General features: G+C 49.0%; 19 protein-coding genes. 4 read left to right on the top strand and 15 right to left on the bottom strand.

Annotated features, from left to right (window positions below):
* Positions 1 to 87 precede the first annotated feature (87 nt).
* On the top strand, positions 88 to 258 hold the full coding sequence (locus ACDC99_RS08880; protein ID WP_022316305.1) for a DUF362 domain-containing protein: 171 nt from the start codon (positions 88 to 90) through the stop codon (positions 256 to 258).
* A gap of 800 nt (positions 259 to 1,058) precedes the next feature.
* Here the strand turns inward: ACDC99_RS08880 and ACDC99_RS08875 are convergent.
* From ACDC99_RS08875 to xylE, 12 genes are all read right to left on the bottom strand, one after another.
* Complete coding sequence (locus tag ACDC99_RS08875; protein WP_288768124.1) at positions 1,059 to 2,510, bottom strand: tetratricopeptide repeat protein; 1,452 nt, start codon at positions 2,508 to 2,510, stop codon at positions 1,059 to 1,061.
* A 147-nt stretch (positions 2,511 to 2,657) separates the two neighbouring features.
* Positions 2,658 to 3,617, bottom strand: coding sequence for a PstS family phosphate ABC transporter substrate-binding protein (locus ACDC99_RS08870; RefSeq protein WP_044065745.1), 960 nt, complete (start codon positions 3,615 to 3,617; stop codon positions 2,658 to 2,660).
* A gap of 167 nt (positions 3,618 to 3,784) precedes the next feature.
* Entirely contained in the window at positions 3,785 to 4,615 is an 831-nt protein-coding gene (locus ACDC99_RS08865; RefSeq protein WP_022316308.1) for an energy transducer TonB, read from the bottom strand.
* A gap of 41 nt (positions 4,616 to 4,656) precedes the next feature.
* On the bottom strand, positions 4,657 to 5,301 hold the full coding sequence (locus tag ACDC99_RS08860; protein WP_042520135.1) for an ExbD/TolR family protein: 645 nt from the start codon (positions 5,299 to 5,301) through the stop codon (positions 4,657 to 4,659).
* A 1-nt stretch (position 5,302) separates the two neighbouring features.
* Positions 5,303 to 5,926 (bottom strand): ExbD/TolR family protein, encoded by a 624-nt coding sequence (locus ACDC99_RS08855; protein WP_022316310.1) that lies wholly within the window; start codon positions 5,924 to 5,926, stop codon positions 5,303 to 5,305.
* 34 nt (positions 5,927 to 5,960) lie between these two features.
* On the bottom strand, positions 5,961 to 6,800 hold the full coding sequence (locus tag ACDC99_RS08850) for a MotA/TolQ/ExbB proton channel family protein (RefSeq protein WP_022316311.1): 840 nt from the start codon (positions 6,798 to 6,800) through the stop codon (positions 5,961 to 5,963).
* A 286-nt stretch (positions 6,801 to 7,086) separates the two neighbouring features.
* Entirely contained in the window at positions 7,087 to 8,280 is a 1,194-nt protein-coding gene (locus ACDC99_RS08845) for a pyridoxal phosphate-dependent aminotransferase (protein WP_278841917.1), read from the bottom strand.
* 199 nt (positions 8,281 to 8,479) lie between these two features.
* Positions 8,480 to 9,688, bottom strand: a complete 1,209-nt coding sequence (locus ACDC99_RS08840; protein WP_022316313.1) for a bifunctional 3,4-dihydroxy-2-butanone-4-phosphate synthase/GTP cyclohydrolase II — start codon at positions 9,686 to 9,688, stop codon at positions 8,480 to 8,482.
* A gap of 60 nt (positions 9,689 to 9,748) precedes the next feature.
* Positions 9,749 to 11,665: an LptF/LptG family permease gene (locus tag ACDC99_RS08835; protein WP_370756594.1), complete on the bottom strand. Its 1,917-nt coding sequence runs from the start codon at positions 11,663 to 11,665 to the stop codon at positions 9,749 to 9,751.
* A 367-nt stretch (positions 11,666 to 12,032) separates the two neighbouring features.
* Complete coding sequence (locus tag ACDC99_RS08830; RefSeq protein ID WP_022316315.1) at positions 12,033 to 12,218, bottom strand: hypothetical protein; 186 nt, start codon at positions 12,216 to 12,218, stop codon at positions 12,033 to 12,035.
* Between the two features lie 10 nt (positions 12,219 to 12,228).
* Complete coding sequence (locus ACDC99_RS08825) at positions 12,229 to 13,410, bottom strand: phosphoribosylaminoimidazolecarboxamide formyltransferase (RefSeq protein ID WP_022316316.1); 1,182 nt, start codon at positions 13,408 to 13,410, stop codon at positions 12,229 to 12,231.
* A gap of 565 nt (positions 13,411 to 13,975) precedes the next feature.
* Complete coding sequence (xylE, locus tag ACDC99_RS08820) at positions 13,976 to 15,454, bottom strand: D-xylose transporter XylE (RefSeq protein WP_370756593.1); 1,479 nt, start codon at positions 15,452 to 15,454, stop codon at positions 13,976 to 13,978.
* 290 nt (positions 15,455 to 15,744) lie between these two features.
* Between xylE and ACDC99_RS08815 the strand changes: the two genes are divergently transcribed.
* The 3 genes from ACDC99_RS08815 (at position 15,745) to ACDC99_RS08805 (ending at position 19,021) form a co-directional block, all read left to right on the top strand.
* Entirely contained in the window at positions 15,745 to 16,920 is a 1,176-nt protein-coding gene (locus ACDC99_RS08815; protein WP_370756592.1) for a DNA polymerase III subunit, read from the top strand.
* A 72-nt stretch (positions 16,921 to 16,992) separates the two neighbouring features.
* Entirely contained in the window at positions 16,993 to 18,522 is a 1,530-nt protein-coding gene (gene ricT / locus ACDC99_RS08810) for a regulatory iron-sulfur-containing complex subunit RicT (RefSeq protein WP_278841907.1), read from the top strand.
* Positions 18,523 to 18,541: 19 nt separating this feature from the next.
* Complete coding sequence (locus tag ACDC99_RS08805; protein ID WP_278841905.1) at positions 18,542 to 19,021, top strand: gliding motility lipoprotein GldH; 480 nt, start codon at positions 18,542 to 18,544, stop codon at positions 19,019 to 19,021.
* 363 nt (positions 19,022 to 19,384) lie between these two features.
* Here ACDC99_RS08805 and rodA read toward each other — a convergent pair whose 3' ends face one another.
* The 3 genes from rodA to mreD are packed head-to-tail and all read right to left on the bottom strand — an operon-like array spanning position 19,385 to position 23,214.
* Entirely contained in the window at positions 19,385 to 20,851 is a 1,467-nt protein-coding gene (gene rodA / locus ACDC99_RS08800) for a rod shape-determining protein RodA (protein WP_042520132.1), read from the bottom strand.
* The gene (locus tag ACDC99_RS08795) at positions 20,832 to 22,685 is read right to left on the bottom strand and encodes a penicillin-binding transpeptidase domain-containing protein (RefSeq protein ID WP_022316232.1); all 1,854 of its coding nucleotides are present in this window, start codon (positions 22,683 to 22,685) and stop codon (positions 20,832 to 20,834) included. The genes rodA and ACDC99_RS08795 overlap by 20 nt, the downstream gene beginning before the upstream one ends.
* 28 nt (positions 22,686 to 22,713) lie before the next feature.
* Positions 22,714 to 23,214, bottom strand: a complete 501-nt coding sequence (gene mreD, locus ACDC99_RS08790; RefSeq protein ID WP_022316231.1) for a rod shape-determining protein MreD — start codon at positions 23,212 to 23,214, stop codon at positions 22,714 to 22,716.
* Position 23,215: the final 1 nt, after the last annotated feature.

The raw sequence follows: 23,215 nt of genomic DNA, 5'->3' as shown, positions 1-23,215 counted from the left end.
ATTAGGTATTTAAAATAAAATATCTAACTTTGCATCGTACGAGAAAAACAGTACAAGAACATTATTAACTTTAAAATATAAATAATTATGGCTTACGTAATTGGTGACGATTGTATCGCATGCGGTACATGTATTGATGAGTGCCCAGTAGGTGCTATCTCTGAGGGCGACAAGTATTCTATCGACGCAGATGCATGCACAGAGTGCGGTACATGTGCTTCTGTTTGCCCATCTGAGGCTATCAGCCTTGGTGAGTAATACGGAGTTCCTTCAGAACTTATGGGATGACAATCTCATATATTATTAAGTTTTAGAAAATCAGAGCTTTCCTTCGGGGAGGCTCTTTTTTTATTGCGTTTACTGTTCATTCCTCTTTGGAATGATATATACTTTACATATATCCGATTCCTTTTCCACCAATATCATTTAGGCAAATAAACTGGTCACCTGTCGTATTGTTGTAATACGTAGCTTTACACCACTTGTCTATACATTTTGCACCTATACTTCGGCTTGTGTAGTCTTTTGTTGTAGCGTATCGCTATGCTGGTGTATATGGTTTTTCCTCAGAAATAGTGTCATAGTATCATTCCGGGCTCTAATGAATACCCTAAGATGCTGTAGACCAACGACTTGGATCAATGATACTTTTCTGAATGTTTTACAGAAAAGTGTCATTTAAGTATCATTTAAGTATCATGCCTTTTCAACGCAAAGGAGGAGAGTCTTATCGGTTCAAAAGCATTGATTTATCATCGAAACATCATGCGTTTTCAACCGAAAGGAGTCTGTTATGACGCTAATTGTTTCACTCCTTTACTTAAGTATTCATTCCATAAATCATTTGGGCACTGTTCAGGCAATGTTTGTGCCCATTAGGGGCAAGCAGCGTGCCCCACTTGGGCAAGCACAGTGCCCCACATGGGCAAGCACCTTGCCCCATTTGAGCAAGCGTACTTCTCATTTTTTTGTGAATAGATAAAGAAAATTAAACCCCAAACGATATAATTACCGTCTGGGGTTTAATCATTAGATTTTATTTATAAGAAATCCGTTTCTTAGTATGTAGCGAGAACCTGCTTTGCTGTCGGGTTCTCCGGGTCGATCTGGATCAGCTTCTCGAAGAATGGCTTGGCAGCAGCGCTGTCGTTCTTGATCTTGTAGAAGTAGATGCCGAGGTATGTGTAAGCCTCAGTTATGCGAGCCTTGTCAGAATCGTCCTTCACACCCTTCTCCTCAATCAGCTTGGCGAGCTTGTCGTAGTAAGGTCTTGCCAGACCCTTTGTCTGATTAGCGTCGATAAGACCGAGAGTACGTGCTGCCATGAAGTTGCAGAAGTCAGCATTGCTTGGATATTTCTCGCTCATCTGGTTGTAGATCTCAACAGCCTTCTTCACAGATGCCTCCTGGGCAGCTCCAGTCTGGCTGGCAGCCTGGTTGCGGTAGATGTTGGCAAGACCGTTGTAGTCGTTGATGCCCACATTTGGGTTAAGAGTGAGATACTGCTCATAGAGTTCCAAAGACTTTGCGAAGTCACCCTTTGCTTTGTAAGCGTCAGAGAGGTCCTTGATGACTGCTGCCTTCTGAGCGTTTTCTTTGCATTCAGCAAGCTGCTTGTTGTAGTATTCGATGGCTGTGTCATACTGCTTCAGAGCGCTGTATGTCAGTCCGGCGTATTTGTAGTCGTTTGCTGTGAGGTCTACAGAGTCGCTCTTGTTGAACAGGGCGTCAACATACTTTGCAGCCTCGTCATACTGCTTCAGCTCGAAAGAGTTGTAGAGAGCCAGACGGTTGTAGCCGGAGTTGCGTGGGTTCTTTGAAAGACCATAAACGGAGAGTTCCTTTGAAACATCATTTTTCTGGTTTGCGAATGCAGCCAGTGCATACTCTGTAAGGTAGCTTGGCTCGTGGTCGTAGAGCTTGGCAGGTGTCACCTTGCTATAGTAGTCGAGCACCTTCTGCATATACTTGCCGTTCTTCTTTGCAGCCTCATAGTAGATGTGGGCTGCTTCAGCGTCAACAGGGAAGTTCGCATCGAGTGTGCGAACCTTCTCCAGCTGCTCTACAGCCATGTCTGGAGACACACCACGCATAACGCGGGCATATTTTACGTAAGCGCTGATGTTGTTTGGCTCAGCATAGTAAGCGTTCTGATACATGGCAGCAGCAGCGCCTGGGTCATCGTTGAAGTAAGCCAAGTCGCCGAGGAGCACGAAACCGTCGCCCACCTTGCCGGTCTTTGCCTTGTTTGTCAACTCTACAGCCATCTCGCCGTATTTGCGGGTGTTGGCTGTGTCCTTTACGTCGAGATAAGCACGACCGATGGCTGCAAGAGCCTTGGCGTCTTTCTTGTTCTCTTTCACCGCTGCCTTCACGATAGATGCCACAGCAGCCTTGTCCTTGTTTGTCTTGATGGCGTTAACAGCGTCCTTGACGCTTGTCTGTGCCATAGCAGAGCCGCTGAATACTGTCATCAGCGCTCCCATGAATAGATATTTTATTGCTTTCATAATTCTCTTGTTTTTAAGATAGTGATTGATGATCGTTCTTTTCTATTAGTCTCTTTTTTTTTTGCGTATGCAAAGATACTTATTTTTATTTATCTAACACTTATCCGCTTGATAAATTGCATTGTAAGAGAAAATATTCTTGTTCTTTTAATCATCATTAACTTGAACGCTGCGCCATTCCAGGTCTCCGCGATAGGGGAGGAGAGCAGATTTCAGGATAATCTTCTGTCCCTGTGGCGACTGCATGAAGTTTGCCACGCCAACGGGCAGTCCATGGAACGGGTCGGCAAGCAGTGCGTAAATCGTTCTTGCGAACGGATATCTGCCATCGAGCAGGTATAGCTGGTATGGTTTCCAGCTGTTCATCTCCGTAGCCTTCTCCATCTGACATACCGACATAACCGTGATGTTCTTCTTGAATGTCACGTTTGTAGTGTCTCGCTTGTCGTTGAGCCAGTTGCTGCCGATGATGCCGATGGCGTTAGGAGTTTTCTCAACATATTTGATGACCTCAGCACTTGTGTTCACGGCCGAGATGTTAGGACTGTTGATAGGTTTGCCGCCAAGGATAGAATCTACTGCCCATCTCACGGCTGCCGACTGCTTGTTGTCGAACACCACGTCGATGGTTCCGAATTTCGAACCCTTGTTTATCTGGTTCCACTTTGTTGCCTGTCCGGAGAGGATTCTCTTGATGTCCTTCACCGTTATGCAGGAGTCAACATTGTTCTTGTTTATGATGAACGCCAGTCCGTCGTAGCCAAGCGGGAAATAACGTGGCTGTATCTTCATGCTCTTGAAATATTCGAGCTGTTTCTTAGACAGGTTCCTTGCCGTTATGATGAGATGCACGTCCTGTTTCATCAGTGCGTTGAAGGCATCAATCTCATTTGTGTATTTCGCTGTGACATGAGCGTCAGGATACATGGCATGGAATACGGCAAGCTCTTCCTCCACGATAGGGCTGAAGCTCTCATCGCACATCAATGTCATTTTGCCTGACGAGTAGGTGTCAGTTCTTGCATTCTTGGACTTTTGCCCTGAACATGCGCAGAAAACCAATAATGCAACCATCATTGTAAGAAATGTGTAAGTCGTTCGCTTCATGATAATTCTTGTTTTGTGACAGCCCCGTTGTTCTTGGAGCCACTTGTTTTATAAATTATTCTGTTAGGATATTTCTCTGTATGTCAGAGAAAAAAAAGAAGAGCAGAAGCCACCTTCTATAAGGCAATTCCTCTACTCTTCTTGTTAGATATCTCGTCTATGTGAGATTACTGAAGGCGGAATGTTACAGGTACGGTAAATCTTGAACGTACCGCCTGGCCATTCTGCTTACCAGGAATCCACTTAGGCATGCTGCTGATTACGCGCTGTGCCTCCTTGTCGAGTGATGGGTCAACACCACGAACGACCCTAACCTGTGATACAGAACCGTCTCTCTCTACGACGAACTGTACAACTACACGACCCGAAATACCATTCTCAGCAGCAACTACTGGATACTTGATATGATCAGCGAGCCATCCGTTTACAGATCCGCCAGGGAATTGAGGCTGCTGCTCTACCACCTCGAAGATCTTGTTCTGCTCCTCCTCATGCTTTGGAGGCTCTGGAGCTGCAATCTCCTCAACGGCCTTGAGCACTGTACCACCTGCCTCGTCGTTACCCTTAACGTCGAAAGCACCGATAGCAGTCTTGGTTTCCTTCAACTCATCCTGAGTCTTCATTTCCTCCTCAGGTTTAACCTCAGAGTCCTTCTTGATGACAGGAGGTGTAAAGGCGATAGAAGACTTAACCTTCTCTACCTTCTGCACCTGCTCCACCTTAGGAGTCTCGGTCTTCTTCTCAACCTTGGCCTCCTTCTTTGCCTCAAGGAGAGATGCCTCCATTTCAGCCTCGAACTTAGCCTTCTGAGCTTCCTGATATGAGTTATAAGCTGCAAGTCCTAAATATGCAACCGCTGCGACGGCAGCAACGAATATCATTGAAACGATATTACGCTTGCTTGTACCTCTACGCAGTTGGTAAGCACCATAGACCTTATTACGACCTTGGAAGACTATGTCAGCCCATTCATTTGATATAAGATCAATTTTTGCCATTTTCTTTAAAATGTTTAATTTTAGAAAACTATCAACATCGTTTACTTAACGCCGGCTGCCTTCAGAAGGCGCATGTCGTCGTCGTTTACTTTGTCGATAACGTACTTACCTATTGCACAAATCTGCATTTCATCGAGAGCATCTACAAGGTTCTTATAGGATGCAGTATCCAAAGCCTTGATGATGATTGTCAGTGCAGGAACCTTACCTGTTTCCAGTTCACCCTTCTTGATCTTGTCAAGTTTGGCGTTGTAAACAGAGTCGCTCATGCTCTTGTCCTTTGCACGCTCTGAATCGAGAAGTTTCTTTGCTGCCATGATGTTCTTGACAGGAGTGTAACCCCCCTCAGTCCTGTGGTTGATCAAGACGCTGCGGATACCGTCAGCACCCCATGTAGTCTTCTTCAGACATGCAGGGTTGTCATACTGTGGAATACCGTCTACGTGATAGATCTGGTCGTTGCCTGCAAGGTACAGAGTCAGAGTCTGTGACGCCTTGGTAGCAGAACGGTCCTGCTCGTTCACGTTCTTATCATTACTTGGCATGGTGAGCTGCATTGACTGAGGCTTGCTCAGAGAAGTACAGAGCATGAAGAAGGTGATAAGAAGCATCATCATATCCACCATTGGGGTGAAGTCGACGCGGGTCTCGGCTTTTTTCTGTCTTGAACCTTTTTTCTTTGCCATATTATTCAGCCTCCTCCTTCTTTAATGTAGTGATAAGATAATAACGGTTCTCACTCATGTCCTGAAGCTCAGACATCATCTTCTTTACAACCTTGTATGGAGTTGCGGCGTCAGCCTTGATAGCAACCTTCATCTTGTCGCCAAAAGAAGAGTTGCGTGCGGCGTCTACCCAGCACTGGAATTCACTCATGCCTCCGTTGATGGAGTCAGTAGGAATACCCATTTCCTTCTGAAGATTGTTGACGTCTCCTGCTTCATGCTTGAGAACATCAGACATTTTATTCATAGGCATACCGAAGGATGCGAGTCCAACGAAGTTCTTCTCCTGCATAGCAGAGAGAGAGAGACCTGAGAACTTGCTCTTGAATCCTTCGAGCATCTCCTGCATATATCCTGGCTTGTCAAGTCCGATAAAGATCTTACCATCCTTGTCAACGATAATCTGCAGAACTTCTGTTTCTGGAACCTTGATCTCTGACACTGAGCCCGGCGCATTTACCTTCACTGCCTCATTCTTCACGAACGTTGACGTCAACATGAAGAAGGTAAGCAGAAGGACCATAACGTCAGACATAGGGGTCATATCTATCCAGACGTCGGCTTTCTTAATCTTTATCTTACCCATAATGAATAAAGTTTTAAAGGGTTAGTAATAAAGATTAAGCCTCTTCTGTATGGTTAGCTTCGTATGTCTTTGCGATAGTGTAACCAACCTCGTCAAGAGCGTAAGTGAGCTTATCGATCTTGTTTGAGTAGTAGTTATAAGCAACAACGGCGCACCATGAAGTCAAAATACCAGAAGCAGTGTTGACGAGGGCCTCAGAAATACCGGTAGAGAGCTCGAGAGAGTCACCACCACCACCGGCTGCAAGAGCGGCGAACGACTTGATCATACCCACAACGGTACCGAACAGAGCGGTAAGAGTACCAAGTGTTACGAGAGTTGCCAGAATTGGCATGTTCATCTGAAGAGTAGGCATCTCAAGCTGAACAGCCTCCTCGTGAGCCTGCTGGATCTTAGAAACCTTCTGCTCCTTCTTCAAACCTGGAGTATTCTCCATCTCTGAGTAAGCCTTCAAAGAAGCTGTAACAACGTTACCTACAACACCCTGCTGCTTGTCGCAAAGCTGCTGAGCCTTAGCCATATCGCCGGCTGAAACTGCTGCCTTAACGTTAGCAACGAACTTAACGAGGCTGCTCTTGCCGTTTGCAGTGCGGAGAGCCAGACCACGCTCTACTGAAAGTGCGATCACAGTGAAGAGAAGTGTGATGATGACAGGAACGACGATACCTCCCTTGTAGATAGTACCGAGCAAGTTGCCTGGAAGTGGAGCGTTTGCGTTGTCGCCACCCTGGAAGTTACCTGGGTTACCGAGAACGAACTCGTAGAAGCATACACCTGCGATGAAGCAGAGTACGATGATCCAAAACGCTGCGCGAACGCCCTGAAAGCCCTGCTTCTTAGCCTTGGCTGGGGCTTTTGTCTGTGAATTTGCCATAATTTTGTTGAATTTGATTTTTAAGTTATTAATAAATTTAAGTTATATTCTCGATTAGCGCCTTTTGAAGGCTGATTTAAAGTTTGTCTCGAAGGTCAACATAGTGATTTATGCACTTCTTATCCGTGCAAAGATAGTAATTTAATATTGACTTTGATAAAAAGTTAAATCATTTTAACTACCTTGATGCGATTTTTTTCCTTTCAGAGTGCTTTTCTATATGCTTCGAGTGTTTTTATCCGCAATATTTTCCATCAGTGCATCATAAAGACACGCTGTTCGTCTGTCATGCCAGCAGCGCCAATGTGTCCTTGATGCGTTTCATCGCCTCGCGGATATTGTCGTCGCTTGTGGCATAGCTCATGCGGAAGCAGTATGGGTCGCCGAATGCGTCGCCGCCCACTGTTGCCACGTGGCCCACTTCGAGCAGGAACATGGCGAGATCCGTTGAGTTTTCTATCTTCTTCCCGTTGTAGCTCTTGCCGAAGAAGCTGCTGCATTTAGGGAACAGGTAGAAGGCGCCTTCCGGTTTGTTCACTTCCAGTCCCGGTATGTCCTTGGCGAGTTCCACGATAAGGTCGCGGCGTCTTTCAAACGCTTTCCTCATTGTCTCCACGCATTCCTGCGATGTGGTATAGGCAGCCTCTGCCGCTTTCTGGCTCACTGAGCAAGGGCCGCTCGTATACTGCCCCTGCAGTTTGTTGCATCCTTTCACTATCCATTCCGGAGCTGCTATGAATCCTATTCTCCATCCTGTCATGGCGTATGCCTTAGACACTCCGTTCACGATTATCGTTCGCTCTCTCATTCCCTCTATGTGGGCGATGCTGCTGTGCTTGCCCACGTAGTTGATGTGTTCGTAGATCTCGTCGGCGAGCACATACAGTCCTTCATGTCTTTTTATCACCTCAGCAAGCCCTCTGAGTTCTTCTTCAGAGTACACGCTGCCTGTAGGGTTGCTTGGCGAGCACAGGATGAGCATCCTTGTCTTTGGCGTTATGGCAGCTTCGAGCTGCTCCGGTGTCATCTTGAAGTTCTGTTCGAATCCGGCTTCAACGATAACCGGTTCTCCTCCGGCAAGTTTCACCATCTGCGGATAGCTCACCCAGTATGGAGCAGGGATTATCACCTCTTCTCCATCATTTACGAGTGCCATCACCGTGTTGCATACACTCTGCTTGGCACCGTTAGACACGAGAATCTCGTTTGTTGAGTATTCCAGTCCGTTTTCCTTCTTCAGCTTTTCGACGATAGCCTTTCTCAGTTCGATATATCCCGGCACTGGCGAGTATCTCGAGTAGTTCTCGTCGATAGCTTTCTTGGCCGCCTCCTTGATATGGTCAGGTGTGTTGAAGTCCGGTTCTCCCACGCTCATGTTGATAACGTCGATACCTTGCGCTTTCATTTCTCCGCTTTTCTGCGACATCGCTAATGTAGCCGAAGGAGCGAGCCTGTTCAGGCGGTCTGATAATTTTGTCATATAAGATGTGTTATGTGTTTATATTTGTTGCAAAAGTATATTATTTTCTTCTCTTTAACGAATAATTCTCACTTTTATTTTGTAATATGTGTTAAGTAATAGCAACAAGGGCTGTTTCATAGAACAATATGTCTAAGAAACAGCCCTTTGCCGTGTATGTAATGTCTTGTTATTTCATTCTCCGGTCCCTATATATATATTATAGGTGAAGGTTGTGTCCCATGCGCAGCTTTTTGGTCTGGAGATATTTGTAGTCGTATTCGTTAGGTGCGATTTCGATTGGTATGTTCTCCACGATTTCCAGTCCGTAAGCCTCAAGTCCCACTCTCTTTGTAGGGTTGTTGGTGAGGAGTCTCATCTTGCTCACTCCGAGCTGTCTGAGAATCTGTGCTCCGCATCCGTAGTCTCTCTCGTCCGGCTTGAATCCCAGGTGTATGTTTGCCTCTACTGTGTCGAGACCTTTCTCCTGCAGTTTGTATGCGGCAATCTTGTTCATCAGTCCGATGCCTCTACCTTCCTGCTGCATGTATACCACTACGCCCTTTCCTTCTTTTTCTATCATCTCCATCGACTTGTGGAGCTGTTCTCCGCAGTCGCATCTCTTGCTTCCGAAGATGTCGCCGGTAGAGCATGAGGAGTGAACTCTGACGAGGATCGGTTCGTTTGGCTCCCAGCTTCCCTTGATGAGTGCCATGTGTTCCATTCCGTTGCTTGTCTGGCGGAACGGCACGAGTCTGAAGTGTCCGTATGCCGTCGGCATGTCCACTTCTTCTCCTTTTTCCACGAGCACCTCATTCTTGAGTCTGTATGCTATCATGTCTTTGATGGAAATCGTCTTCAGACCGTATTCCTTGCCGAACTCCAGCAGCTGTGGCAGTCTTGCCATCGTGCCGTCTTCGTTCATAATCTCCATCAGTGCACCGGCAGGGTAGAGTCCTGCCATGCGGCAGAGGTCGATGGCGGCTTCGGTGTGGCCGCTTCTTCTGAGCACTCCGTTGTCCTGTGCATAGAGCGGGTTCACGTGTCCTGGTCTGCCGAAGGTTGTCGGTTTGGAACTTGGGTCGGCGAGAGCCTTTATAGTCTCTGCTCTGTCGTGTGCGGATACTCCTGTGGAGCATCCTTCCAGCTTGTCCACCGTCACTGTGAACGGCGTGCCGAGCATAGAGGTGTTGTCAGACACCTGGTGTGGCAGGTCGAGTTCCTTGCATCTCGACATAGTGATGGGCACGCAGAGCACGCCTCTGGCATGCTTGAGCATGAAGTTCACTTTCTCGGCGTCGATCTTCTCGGCTGCGATGATGAGGTCGCCCTCGTTTTCGCGGTCCTCGTCATCCACTACGATAACGAATTTGCCTTCTTTGATGTCTTCGATGGCCTCTTCTACGGTATTGAGCTTTAAATTCTCCATTGTGATTGTTACCTTATTATATAATATATAAATTTCTTTGTATATAAATTCTCCTGTTTGTCATCTTGCCGTCGGCTCCTCTTTCATTTCAGTGAGCCTGTCTGTCATCAATTTGTTGGTCTCGCTGATTTTCTTGAGGTCTCTCATCAGTCTCAGTCTGAATCTCCACATCCTGAAGAAGAAGAACAGACCTGCCGGCACGATTATGGCGGCGGTGATGTTCAGCCATTTCCTCTCGAACGGTCTTGTGTGTGATTTCACCATTATCACGGGATATTCGTTCAGGCAGTTTATCACCTTTCTGTCTTTTGAGTTCGAAAGGTCGGCAATGGTGCTTTCGAGCAGTTCGCCGATGCGCTCCATCTCGTGGTCCGGCTGATATTTGAAGAACACGTTGATGAAGTTTGGCGGAGATTTCAGCTTGTGTGTCGTGGCATACTGCTTTATCTCCTTGGTTATCTGTTCGATGTTCTGCCGGTCTTTCTCATAGTCGGGAGTCTCTATTATCACCGTCTTTCTCGTTATGCTCCTCTTCGTTCTCAGTCCGAGCAGCTTTGCCGCCACCTTCTTGTATGCATCGATGTTGAACACCACGGAGTCATTGTTCGCCTTATAGGTGAAGAATATGGCGAGCGGTGTCAGTACGGATGTCGCGATGCTCTTTCCGAACCATACCGCCCACATGCCGCCGCGCGCCATTCTGTATCCGGTATTGTCGAAGATATAATATACGATGAATACGAGCACCGAGATGATTACCGGCACTCCGAGTCCGCCCTTTCTGATGATTGCTCCCAACGGGGCACCGATGAAGAAGAATATGATGCACGAAAGGGCGAGCGTGAATTTGTTTATCGCCTCTATCTTGTGCTGGCGCAGCAGCTTGTCGCCGTCGCCCGTCACCATTGCCTTGAACTGCAGTTCGTTCATGTTGTTCTGCACCGTCGACATGGCGTTGTTCACAGCCCTCAGCTTGTTGTCTGCCGTTAGCGATTCGAATTTCTTCTTCACGTTGAACTTTCCGCTCTCCACTTCTTTCTTTATCCTTAAGGAGTCGCTTCTCGAAATCTTCTGGCTGCCCAGGAGCATGAATCGGGCGTCTTTGTAGAATGCACGTCCGATGCTGTCATATTCATGACTTATCGAGTCCATATCGTGGCTTATCTGGGATATGCTCTTTGCCTTGGCGTTGTTGGAAAGCGAACTTGCGTCGGCAAGGTTGAATCCGTTGTCGAAGTCGAGTACGATTTTCTTGGAGATGAACGTCTCCCGTCTGTATGGCACGTTGGCGCTGCCCGTGACGTCAGACGACTTCATGTTTTCAAACCACTCTCCGCTATGCAGCGTCAGCACGAGGTGCTTCTTCTCTGCCGTAGACTGCAGCATGCCCGAGTCGGCGAGTATTATCGCTGCATCCTCGAAACTGTCGGTCATGCGGTAAATCATTATGCCATAGAGCATTCCTGAGTTAAGGTCCTTCTTCTGCACATACAGGTTGCAGTTCGGTATTCCGTCGTAGAACACGCCTTCCGGTATTTCCAGTTCCGGACTCTTCTGCTTCATCGACATCAGCAACTGAGCGAACTGCATGTTGGCGCTTGGTGCCACCACATCCTGGAAGTAGAACGACACTCCGGATATTATCAGTGTTATGGCTATCAGCGACCTGAAAGCCTGCATCAGCGATATTCCAGCAGCCTTGATGGCAGTAAGCTCACTGCTCTCGCCGAGGTTTCCGAAGGTTATCAGCGACGACAGCAGGATGGCCAGCGGCAAAGCCTGCGGCACGAGAATCAGACTCATATACCAGAAGAACTGCGCCATTACCTCCACCGACAATCCCTTGCCGATGAGTTCATCGACATATCTCCATAGAAACTGCATCATCAGCACGAACTGGCAGATGAAGAATGTTCCGATGAAGAGCATTCCGAATTGTCTGGATATGAAGATGTCTAATTTCTTTATTCTAAGCATTGTCTTGTGGTATCATAGGGCGTCATTGCCCAATAACGGTGCAAAAATACTACAAAAAATCGGAAGTCAGAAAATATTTCCTTCTATTTACCAAGTTTTGAGTATTTCAACATTTCCCGATGCGTTATTTGTGTTATAATCAGTGGATAAGTCATGTAGCAGCGGATATGTCATATATCAGCGGATTTCATTTCCGGTGTCAGCGGTTTTCATTGGCGTTTTGTTTTTTTTCGTTGTGCCAATAATCCCCAGACTGTCTGATGGTCGATTAGAGGGATATACAGTCAGATACGAAAAAACTCCCCTGAAATCCGTTGTATGGTTTCAGGGGAGTAGCTTTCCAGGTCGGATCGTTCAAGTGCCGACGTTATTTCCTTTTTCTGTTGGCTCTTTGCTGGCGGTATTTCGCTTTCTGCATGGCTGAGCCACTACCGTGGGCACCAGTTATGTATGCCTTTTTCTTGGCTTTCGTCTTCACCTTGCCGTTGGAGTCGTCGCTCTTTCTGGCCGGTCTGAATGTCATGCCGCCTTCGATGATCTGATCTATGTCCATATTCGTGATATTAATGGTGGAAGAGTCTCACGCCGGTGAATGCCATCGTGATGCCATATTTGTCGCAGGTGTCGATGACATGGTCGTCACGCACCGAACCACCTGCCTGTGCGATATATTCCACACCGCTCTTGTGGGCGCGTTCGATGTTGTCGCCGAATGGGAAGAAGGCATCGCTGCCCAGTGCCACCTTGGTGTTCTTGGCAATCCACTCCTTTTTCTCTTCCATCGTCAGCACCTCCGGCTTCTCTGTGAAGAACTGCTGCCATGTGCCGTCGGCGAGCACGTCGTCGTGGTCCTCGCTGATATACACGTCGATGGTGTTGTCGCGGTCAGCGCGGCGGATACCCGGCACGAAAGGAAGGTTCATCACCTTCGGGTGCTGGCGCAGCCACCAGATGTCAGCCTTGTTGCCGGCCAGACGCGTGCAGTGGATGCGGCTCTGCTGTCCGGCGCCGATGCCGATAGCCTGTCCGTCCTTCACGTAGCAAACAGAGTTGCTCTGTGTGTATTTCAGTGTGATGAGACTGATGATGAGGTCGCGCTTGGCCTCCTCTGTGAATTCCTTGCTCTTGGTAGGGATATTCTCGAAGAGCTTCGGGTCGTCGAGCTTCACCTCGTTGCGTCCCTGCTCGAATGTGATTCCGAACACCTGCTTGTGTTCAATCGGTGCTGGTTTGTAAGTAGGGTCTATCTTAATCACATTGTATGTACCCTTGCGCTTGTCGTGGAGGATTTCCAGAGCCTCAGGCGTAAAGTCCGGGGCAATAACTCCGTCGCTCACTTCCCTCTTGAGCAGCGTTGCCGTAGCGGCGTCGCAAGTGTCGCTCAATGCCACGAAGTCACCGTATGAACTCATGCGGTCGGCGCCGCGTGCCCTTGCGTATGCACAGGCGATGGGTGAGAGTTCCATCTTCAGGTCGTCAACGAAGTATATCTTCTTCAGTGTGTCGCTCAGTGGCAGTCCCACAGCGGCGCCTGCCGGTGATACATGCTTGAAGCTGGCTGCTGCAGGCAGTCCTGTAGCTTCTTTCAGCTCCTTCACGAGCTGCCAGCTGTTCAGGGCATCAAGGAAGTTGATGTAGCCCGGACGGCCGTTTAATACTTCGATTGGGAGTTCGCCCTCTTCCATGTAAATTCTTGAGGGCTTCTGATTCGGATTGCATCCGTACTTTAACTGTAACTCTTTCATTATAATGTCTCTTTACCTATTTTGCTGCAAAATTACTTCTTTTTTGTCAGATGTCAAAGCGTTGTGGCGAAAAGTGTATATGACGTGCGGAAGAAGGCATTGAAAGAAGCCGGTCTCCGCATAGACAGGAGACCGGCAATAATTTGTCTTTATAGAGAAAATGACCCGTTGGCGGAATAAGTTTAGCTCACACTTAATCCTAATAACCGATTTGGGTTAATTTGGGCACGGTGCTTGCCCAACTGGGGCACGGTGCTTGCCCATCATGGGTAACGTGCTTGCCCCTGTTGGGCAGATTTGCTGTCAGACGTCTGCCCAATAAGTGACTGTTGTAACACCCATATTTCCATATTACAGGATTCTGCCAACGCAAACGATTCCTGTCGTCTGAATTCCTCTCATTTGACAATTCCTTCCATCTGACAATTCCTTTCATCAGCAAACTGTCCAGACAATTGCCTGACAATCGCAAGATAGTCAACTATCTGTTTGTCAGAACGTTACGGTGAAAAACCAGATGGTCTGACAGTTTTTTGGAAATTCTCTGTCATACAGTAAATCAGCGTTATTTCTTCCATAGCTTCGTCATGTCTTCGAGAGTCTTGCCTTTAGTTTCAGGAACCAGTTTCCAGACGAATAGTGCGGCAAGCACACAGATGACGCCATACATCACATAGGTGAACCAATGTCCGAAGTCGTCGCCTTCGGTGAGATGCATGTTGAATAGCGGTACGAAGGTGGAACTCACGATGAAATTGAATATCCACTGGAAGGCTACTGCAATGGCAACCGCTGCACCACGGATGGTGTTTGGGAAGAGCTCGGCGATGAGAACCCAGGCGATAGGGCCCCACGAGAACATGAAGCTCGCACTGTATACCATGATGCTCAGCATCGTCACCGTGCCAAGACTCGGGTTGCCGAAGGTGAGTGCCACGCCGAGCGCACCTATTGCCATGCCGATAGAACCCCAGATGAGCAGAGGCTTGCGTCCGAGTTTCTCTACCGTGAACACTGCAACGAGCGTGAACGATATGTTTACGATACCCATGATAACGGTCTGCACCATAGGGTCTTTCATTCCCATGTCTTCATAGATGCGGGGAGCGTAATAGAGCACGGCGTTGATACCCACTGCCTGTTGGAATACCGAGAGCATCACTCCCACGAAGATGCAGAGGAAACCATAGGTCATAAGAGGTTCCGTCCTCACGGTAATAGTCTCCTTTATATCTCTGATTATCTCCTTCGCCTTGTTCGAACCGTTGATGCGGGCGAGGATACCCTCAGCTTTCTTGTCCTGTCCTATCATCACGAGATAGCGAGGGGTTTCGGGCACGAAACATATCAGCAGAGTGAAGAGTGCTGCCGGCACGCATTCGCTGCCGAACATATACCTCCATCCCGTTTCCACCGTCCATTGGCAGTCAGCCCAGTTAGCAATCTTGCCTACAGCATCGTATATAGGGTTGGCGTGAGATCCGAGGATGATGAAGTTGACGAAATACACCACGAGCTGTCCGAAGATGATCGCAAACTGGTTCCAGCTGACGAGCATTCCGCGGATATTGCTCGGTGCCACCTCGCCGATATACATCGGACAGATGGCAGACGCCATTCCTACACCGAAGCCGCCAAGCACACGGTAGGCATTGAACACATATAGCAACTCCAGGCTTGCCCTGCCCTGTGGCATAATATACGATTCGGGTTCCATCGAACCCCATGCCGACATGAAAAAGCAGATGCCGGCGAATATCAGCGAACGCTTGCGGCCGAAGCGGCTTGCGAAGAATCCTGATACGGCGCTGCCGAAGATGCAGCCGATGAGAGCACTCGAACTGGTGAAGCCGTGCATGAAGTCGGAGTACTGAAAGTCGGCAGCCCCTTTGAAGAACGCCTGTAGTCCCTTCTCTGCACCCGAAATCACAGCCGTGTCGTAGCCGAAGAGCAGTCCGCCCAACACCGCCACCATGACGATAGAGATTAGATATGACCTGCTGCCGTTTTCCTGCCAGGCCACATTCTGTTGTGTCTGTTTCATTTTGTTTTTTGTTTTACGTAGGTTAGTTCGTTATTATGAGGCAAAGGTAATGTTTATTGTTCGAAAAACATAATGTATTGAGCAGAATAATTATGAAAAACGTTTCCGTAGCATCGATAATCCACTTGTTTTGGCATTTTTTACACCATAAAACAAACTGTCATGTTCCTTTTTGCCGATGTTTTAAAAATAAGTCGATAATTTTGCGTAAATTTGCATCCACGGAAAAGCCGACGTTTCCATACACGGTGGTGTGGTAGCGCAGACAGGCTTTCCGTTATATAGGCAAGATGAAATTCAGAGACGTTATAGGACAGGAAGAAGCCAAGCGGCAGCTGCTGCAGCTCGTCGCCGAAGGCCGTGTGCCCCATGCCATGCTATTCTGTGGCCCGTTGGGATGCGGCAAGATGGCGCTTGCCATGGCTTTTGCCTCATTCCTGCTCGGAGAGCGTGACGACGATGATGCCGACCAGCATGCCGCCGCAGCAGCCATGCCGCCGCTAACCGCCGACAAGCGCCGCAGCGCAGAGGCGATGCTTGCCAAATGGGGACATCCCGACCTGTTCTTCTCATATCCCGTGATAAAACCTGCCGGCACTTCGTCAGAACACAAGATGGAAAGTGATGATTTTGCCCGGCAATGGAACGAGATGATATGCAAGTCGCCGTATTTCTCAATGGCCAACTGGCTCACTGCCATGGGTGCCGCCAACCAACAGCCGATTATCGGAGTGGGAGAGAGCAATGCGCTCGTACGTAAACTCAGCATGAAGTCGAGTCAGGGCGGATACAAGGTGTGCATAATATGGTTGCCGGAGAGGATGAACGGTGAATGCGCCAACAGTATGCTGAAGCTGATAGAGGAGCCGCCACACCAGACCGTGTTCATAATGGTTTGTGAGGAACCGGAGAAACTCCTTGAAACTATCCGCAGCCGTACTCAGCGGTTCGACTTCAAGCGCATAGACACTCCGTCGATGGAGCAGACGCTCATAGACAAACGATATGTGGCGCCCGATATGGGCCACCGCATAGCGAGAGTGGCAAACGGCAACTGGCTTGCCGCAGAGGCAGAACTTGATGCAGGCAACGAGAACAGACTCTTTCTCGACATGTTCATAATGCTCATGCGACTGGCATATATGCGCAAGATAAAAGACCTGAAGAAATGGAGCGAAGCGGTGGCGGGATACGGAAGAGAACGACAGAAGAGTATGCTCGCATATTTCGGAAGACTCATAAGAGAGAATTTCATGTATAACTTCCATAAACCCGAACTCAACTACATGACTGCCGAAGAGGAGAACTTCTCGAAGAATTTCGCCCGTTTCATCAACGAGGCGAATGTGGTGGAGCTGTCGGAACTCTACGAGCGTGGAATACGCGACATAGGACAGAACGCAAATGCCAAGATCGTGTTCTTCGACATCGCGCTGAAGACAATCGTGCTGCTCATACAGAAATGACATTCCGGATGGGAAGCACGGACAATATATATACACACAATATTTTATTAATAAAGAAAAGAGAATTACGATATGGACTTCAAGAATATGAAATTCACCGTTGGCGACGGTTGTTCTCGCGGACTCTGCCGAAGAGGCTGCGGAAGGCAGGACCGCCAGCTGAATACATACGACTGGCTCGCTGATGTGCCGGGAAATGCCGAGAGCACAGACCTTGTTGAGGTGCAGTTCAAGAACACCCGAAAGGGATATTACCATAATGTCAATGCCCTCGATCTGAAGAAGGGCGATGTGGTGGCTGTGGAGGCAAGTCCGGGTCATGATATCGGAGTGGTGACGCTCACGGGAAAGCTCGTGAAACTGCAGGTCAAGAAGGCGAACCTCAAGTCTATGGACGACATCAAGCGCATATATCGCATAGCGAAACCAGTGGATATCGACAAATGGCGCGAGGCGAAGAGCCGCGAACACGGCACCATGATTCAGAGCCGACAGATAGCCAAAGACCTCAACCTGCAGATGAAAATCGGTGATGTGGAGTATCAGGGCGATGGCAACAAGGCGATTTTCTATTATATCGCCGATGAGCGAGTGGACTTCCGCCAGCTTATCAAGGTGCTTGCCGAGACTTTCCATGTGCGTATCGAGATGAAGCAGATCGGAGCCAGACAGGAAGCAGGACGCATCGGCGGAACAGGACCTTGCGGCAGAGAACTGTGTTGCGCCACATGGATGAAGAACTTCGTGTCGGTGAGCACAGGAGCAGCCCGATATCAGGACATCTCGCTCAATCCGCAGAAGCTCGCAGGAATGTGTGCCAAACTGAAATGCTGTCTCAACTATGAGGTGGACAGCTACATAGAGGCAGGCCGCAAATTGCCGAGCCGCGAAGTGGTGCTGCAGACTATGGATGGCGACCACTTCCTCTTCAAGACAGATATCCTGGCAGGTCTTGTGACATATTCCACCGACAAGCGCCTCGCAGCAAACCTCGTGACAATCACCGCTCAGCGCGCACTCGAGATTGTGGAGATGAACAGGCGGGGAGAAAAGCCTGACTCGCTCAGCGACAGCGATGAGCCTATGACGGAGAACCATCAGGTGGACCTTCTGGCAGGCGAGAGTCTCACGAGATTTGACAAGGCAAAGAAAAAGAAGAAACAGAAGTCGCGTGGCAACAAAGCTCAGGACAACAAGGATGCTAAGGCTGCAAACGCCAACAACCAACAGCCTGCAAACAACCAGCAAGGAGGCAACCAGCAGGCTTCAGCCGAGAACAGGAAGCAGCGCCGGGCAGAAGGCAAGCAGCAACGTCAGGAGGACAAGCCACAGCAGCAACGTCAGGAGGGCAAGCCGCAACAACGCCAAGAGGGTAAACAACAGCAGCGCCCTGATAACAAGCCACAGCGTGACGCCAAACCTCAGCGCCCTGATGCCAATGGCGACCAACAGAAACCACAGGACGACCGTCAGAGACAGCGCGGACCTAAGCAGCAGAGGAATGGTGGAAACGGAAACGGCGGACAGCGTCGTCGTCAGGGAAAACCTAACACTCCCCAACAGCCGAAGCAGGAGAAAGCAAATGACGGCGGCAACCAGTAAAAATAACGACAACGCAGATATGCACTTCAGACACACCATATTATATATAATGACATTCGCCGCAGTAATAGTGGCGAATGTCTTTGCATCATGCACTACCGACACCGTGTATAACACCTACGACCATACGCCGCTATCAGGCTGGGAGAAGAACGACACCCTGTCTTTCGACGTTCCCAAGATGAAGCAGGCTGGTGTATACTCTCAGTCTCTGGGCGTCAGGATGACGGAGATATTCCCGTTCACGAGCGTCAGTCTGATAGTGCAGCAGACGGTATATCCTTCCGGCAAGGTGGTTACCGACACCATCAAGTGTCCTATCACCGACAGCAGAGGAAATTTTCTCGGCGATGGTGTCAGTGCATACCAATACTCTTTCCCCATCCGTGAGATATCTCTCAACAAAGGCGACTCGCTGCATATCTGTGTGCGCCACAACATGAAGAGGGAGATACTTCCCGGTGTGTCAGACATCGGCGTGAAGATAGTGAAGAGATGATGGAGAATCTGATATGGAATTTCAGGATAAACAAAATCCTCTCTTCTAAAAAATCCAATTAAGCCCTAATGAACGTTTAGGGTTAAAACATAATGACCGATTCTGGTTAAACCCAAATCGGTCATTAGACCGTTTAATGTATAATTATAATAACTGCTTGCAGTCTTTTGTTTTTTATAAGGCGCCTTTTGCTTGTTTTTAATTCGCAATAGCTCGCTATTACTCATTAAAAGCCAAACAAAATCCATCCTTCTAAAAAGCAAAATCCAAGCAAGCCCTAATGACCGATTTGGGTTAAAAAATATAATGACCGATTGTGCACTAAGCTGCAATCGGTCATTTTTTTTCTTATGTCATTGAATATTATTTCGGCATATTCCTTGCCGCATCGATTCTCAGGAAGATGAAAAGAAGAATCGTGAATCCCCACAGCGACGATCCTCCGTAGCTGAAGAACGGCAGCGGAATACCGATTACAGGCGTCAGTCCCAACACCATTCCCACGTTGATGAAAACATGGAAGAGGAAAACGCTCAATACGCAATAGCCATACACCCTGCCGAAACGGAACGGTTGTCGCTCCGCCATCTTTATCAGTCTGATGATGAGGGCGAGGAACAATAGCAATACTCCAGCTGACCCTACGAATCCCTCCTCTTCGCCAACGGTGCAGAAAATGAAGTCGGTGTCCTGCTCCGGCACGAATTTCAATTTCGTCTGTGTTCCGTTCAGAAATCCCTTGCCCTTCAGTCCGCCAGAACCGATGGCTATCTCGCTCTGGTGAACATTGTAGCCGGCACCCTTCAGGTCTTCGTCGAGACCAAGCAGCACGTTGATGCGCACTCGCTGATGAGGCTCCATCACATTGTTCAATACGTAGCTTGCAGAATAGAAGAATGCCACTGAACCGACGGTGAACAACAGGATAAGGAAATAGTTGCGCATCCTCGTATACAACGCCTGGTATAGCAGATAGCCGATGAGAATCAGCGTAACTGCGAGCTGTACGTAAACGATATTGAAAGGCAACACGAATTCTGCGAACAGTACCGACAGCACCGTGGCACCCACTGAATAAGCTATGATGAGCCACGACTTGTGTTTGTCTTTGCAGTATGTGCGCACCATGCCGGCTGTGAATATCTGTACCAGCAGCAACACGACGAACGGTCCGATAGGAGTGGGCGAGGGTTCGATGAGAGTCTCGCCGTATCTGATTCCCACAACGAAATACACCACCATCGCTACTCCTGTGAACAATACGCTGCCCGGCATTCCCTCACGATAGAACATCAGGAAGAAAGACAGGTATACCAATGCAGAACCCGTTTCCTTCTGTGCCACGATGAAGAGCATCGGCAGCAATACGATGCCGCAGGCAGTGGCGAAGTCGCGCCAGCGGTGTATGTCGAAACCATAGGCGCTCATGAATTTCGCCACGGCAAGGGCAGTGGCAAACTTGGCGAACTCTGCCGGTTGCAGTCGCAGCGGACCGAGCACGAGCCACGACCTCGAGCCTTTGATTTCGTGTGGGTTGAATATCGTGGCAAAGAGCAGCAGGAGCAACACCATATATATCACGTAGGCGAAGGTGTCGTAGAACTTGCTGTCGAGCATCAGCAACACGAAGCCCAGTGCTATCGAAGTGCCTATCCATACTATCTGCATGCCGGAGCGGGCACCCAGTGAGAATATGTCGTTGTCGCCATAGGTGTAGCTCGCTCCGCATACGCTGATCCATCCGAAGCAGAGCAGCGCCACATAGATTATTATCGTCCACCAGTCCAGAGAGCGAAGCACGCTCGGTTGTTTATCTGTCACTTGAGCCATATGCTATACGTCTGTGTTGGAATGCCTCTGCCTCTTTCTCAGAAGAAGGCGACAGCTTTCCGTTAATATACTGTTCCATCATCAGTCCGCCGATAGGTACACCGTAGTCGGCTCCCCATCCTCCGTTCTCCACGTAGACGGCGATGGCTATCTTTGGTTTGTTCATCGGGGCGAAGCCCATGAATACGGAGTGGTCGTGGCCGCGGTTCTGGGCTGTACCGGTCTTTCCGCAGGCTTCTATCGGCAGTCGGGAGAGCATTTTGCAGGTGCCGTCCATTGCCGACTTCCTCATTCCCGCCACGATATATTCGTACGACCGGTGGTTTGCCTTGGTGTAATGGCGCTCTCTGAATTCCGGTTTGAGATACTCGCCCTTCACCTTCTTCACCACGTGTGGCGTATAGAAGAATCCTCTGTTGGCGATAGTCGCTCCCAGGTTGGCAATCTGGAGCGGGGTGAGGTTCACCTCGCCCTGTCCGATGCTGATACTGATTACCGTCAGTCCGTTCCACGATCCCTTGTATGCCTTGTCGTAGAACTGTGCGTTTGGAATCAGTCCGCGTTTCTCTCCCGGCAGGTCTATGCCCAGTTTATATCCGAATCCCATGCTCACCATGTAGTCGCGCCATGTGTTCATGGCATCCTGCACGGTTTTGTATCTCTTTCTGTTGCCCAGCATATAATACAGTCCCCAGCAGAAATATCCGTTACATGAAGTGCCTATTGCCGGCACTATGGATAACGGTGAGGCGTGTCCGTGGCATCCCACATGGAGTCCGCGGAACGAGAATCCGTGATGGCATGGGAAAGCCGTGGATGGCGACACGATGCCTTCGGTCAGGAACGTCAGGCCCTGTGAAGTCTTGAAGGTGGAGCCCGGAGGATACTGTCCCATGATTGAGCGGTTGAGCAACGGACGGTAGGGGTCTTTCATCAGGTAGTGGTGCATCTTGCCTCTCATCCTTCCCGTCATCAGACGCGGGTCGTAGCTTGGCGACGACACCATGCAAAGCACCTCTCCCGTGGCAGGCTCGATGGCAACGATACTTCCTATCTTGCCCTGCATCAGTCTCTCGCCGAGCGCCTGCAGCTGCAGGTCGATGCCGAGCGTGAGGTCTTTGCCGGCAATGGGCTTGGTGTCGAACTTGCCGTTCTGGTAGCTGCCCTGTATTCTGCCGTGTGCGTCGCGCAGCAGGATATGCACTCCCTTGGTGCCGCGCAGCTCTTTCTCGTAGTATTTCTCTATGCCGAGCTTTCCGATATAGTCGCCTGCCTGGTAGTAGTCGTCGTCTTCGATGTCGGCGAGTGAAACCTCGCTCACATCGCCAAGCACGTGTGCGGCATAAGGATACATATATTGTCGGATGCTGCGCTTCTGTATGTAGAAACCGGGAAACCGGTATATCTTTTCCTGGAACACGGAGTTTTCCTCTGATGTCAGCTGGCTCATGAAGAGCTGCTGGGTGAATCTGGAGTAGCCGGGGTTCTTTGAACGGTCTTTTATATCGTTCATCCTTTTTATGAAGAATTCCTTGGTAATGCCCAAGGCGTTGCAGAAAGCCATGGTGTCGAGGCGTCCGCTCTCCTCGTTCATTATCACCATTATGTCGTAGGCATGCTGGTTGTATACGAGGAGTTTGCCGTGGCGGTCGGTGATGGCGCCACGGGCGGGGAATTCTATTTTTTTCAGGAATGCGTTACTGTCGGCATTCTTCTTGTAGTCCTCACTCATGATCTGCAACACGAAGAGTCGTATGATGTAGATGATGATGATGACCATGGCAACGCCGCCAATCACGTATTTCCTGTTTTCTAATCCGAAATCTTTGCTCATTTCTTGAAATTGTTGTTTCCTGCTCTTGTCAGTCTCTTCTCACGTTTTCCACCACGAGCACGAGCAATACTGTTATTATGGTGCTGCCCACGATGTTGTATATCCACTGCAGCCAGTTGAAGAAGTTGAAGGTCTCGAGTGTAAAGAATGTGATACAGAATATGAACACGAGTATCGATGTGTAGCTGATATACTTCACCGGACCGAGCGTGCGGAACGACGGTTTCAGGTCGTCCTGGTTGTCGTGTGCCACGAAGATGTTGAGCACGTATGGCTGTAGCAGCGACATGAGAGTCATTGAGGCTGCCGCCAGTCCGGGGGTGTTAGAGAAGATGTCTACACACAGTCCGATGACAAATCCCCAAAGTAGGTTTGCCCATTGCGGACAGAAGCGGTTGATGCGCAGCACGAGATATACGTAGAGTAGCGGAGTGGCGCATCCCAGCAGGTGTATGTTGTTGAGTACCAGCACTTGTGCCAGTACGAGTATTGTCAATAGGAGGATTCTTTTTATGATGTCGATGCTCATT

The organism is Prevotella pectinovora, assembly GCF_041323955.1.
Lineage (GTDB): Bacteria > Bacteroidota > Bacteroidia > Bacteroidales > Bacteroidaceae > Prevotella > Prevotella pectinovora.
The sequence above is the reverse complement of the archived record's forward strand: the minus strand, read 5'-3'. Positions and strand labels throughout refer to the sequence as shown.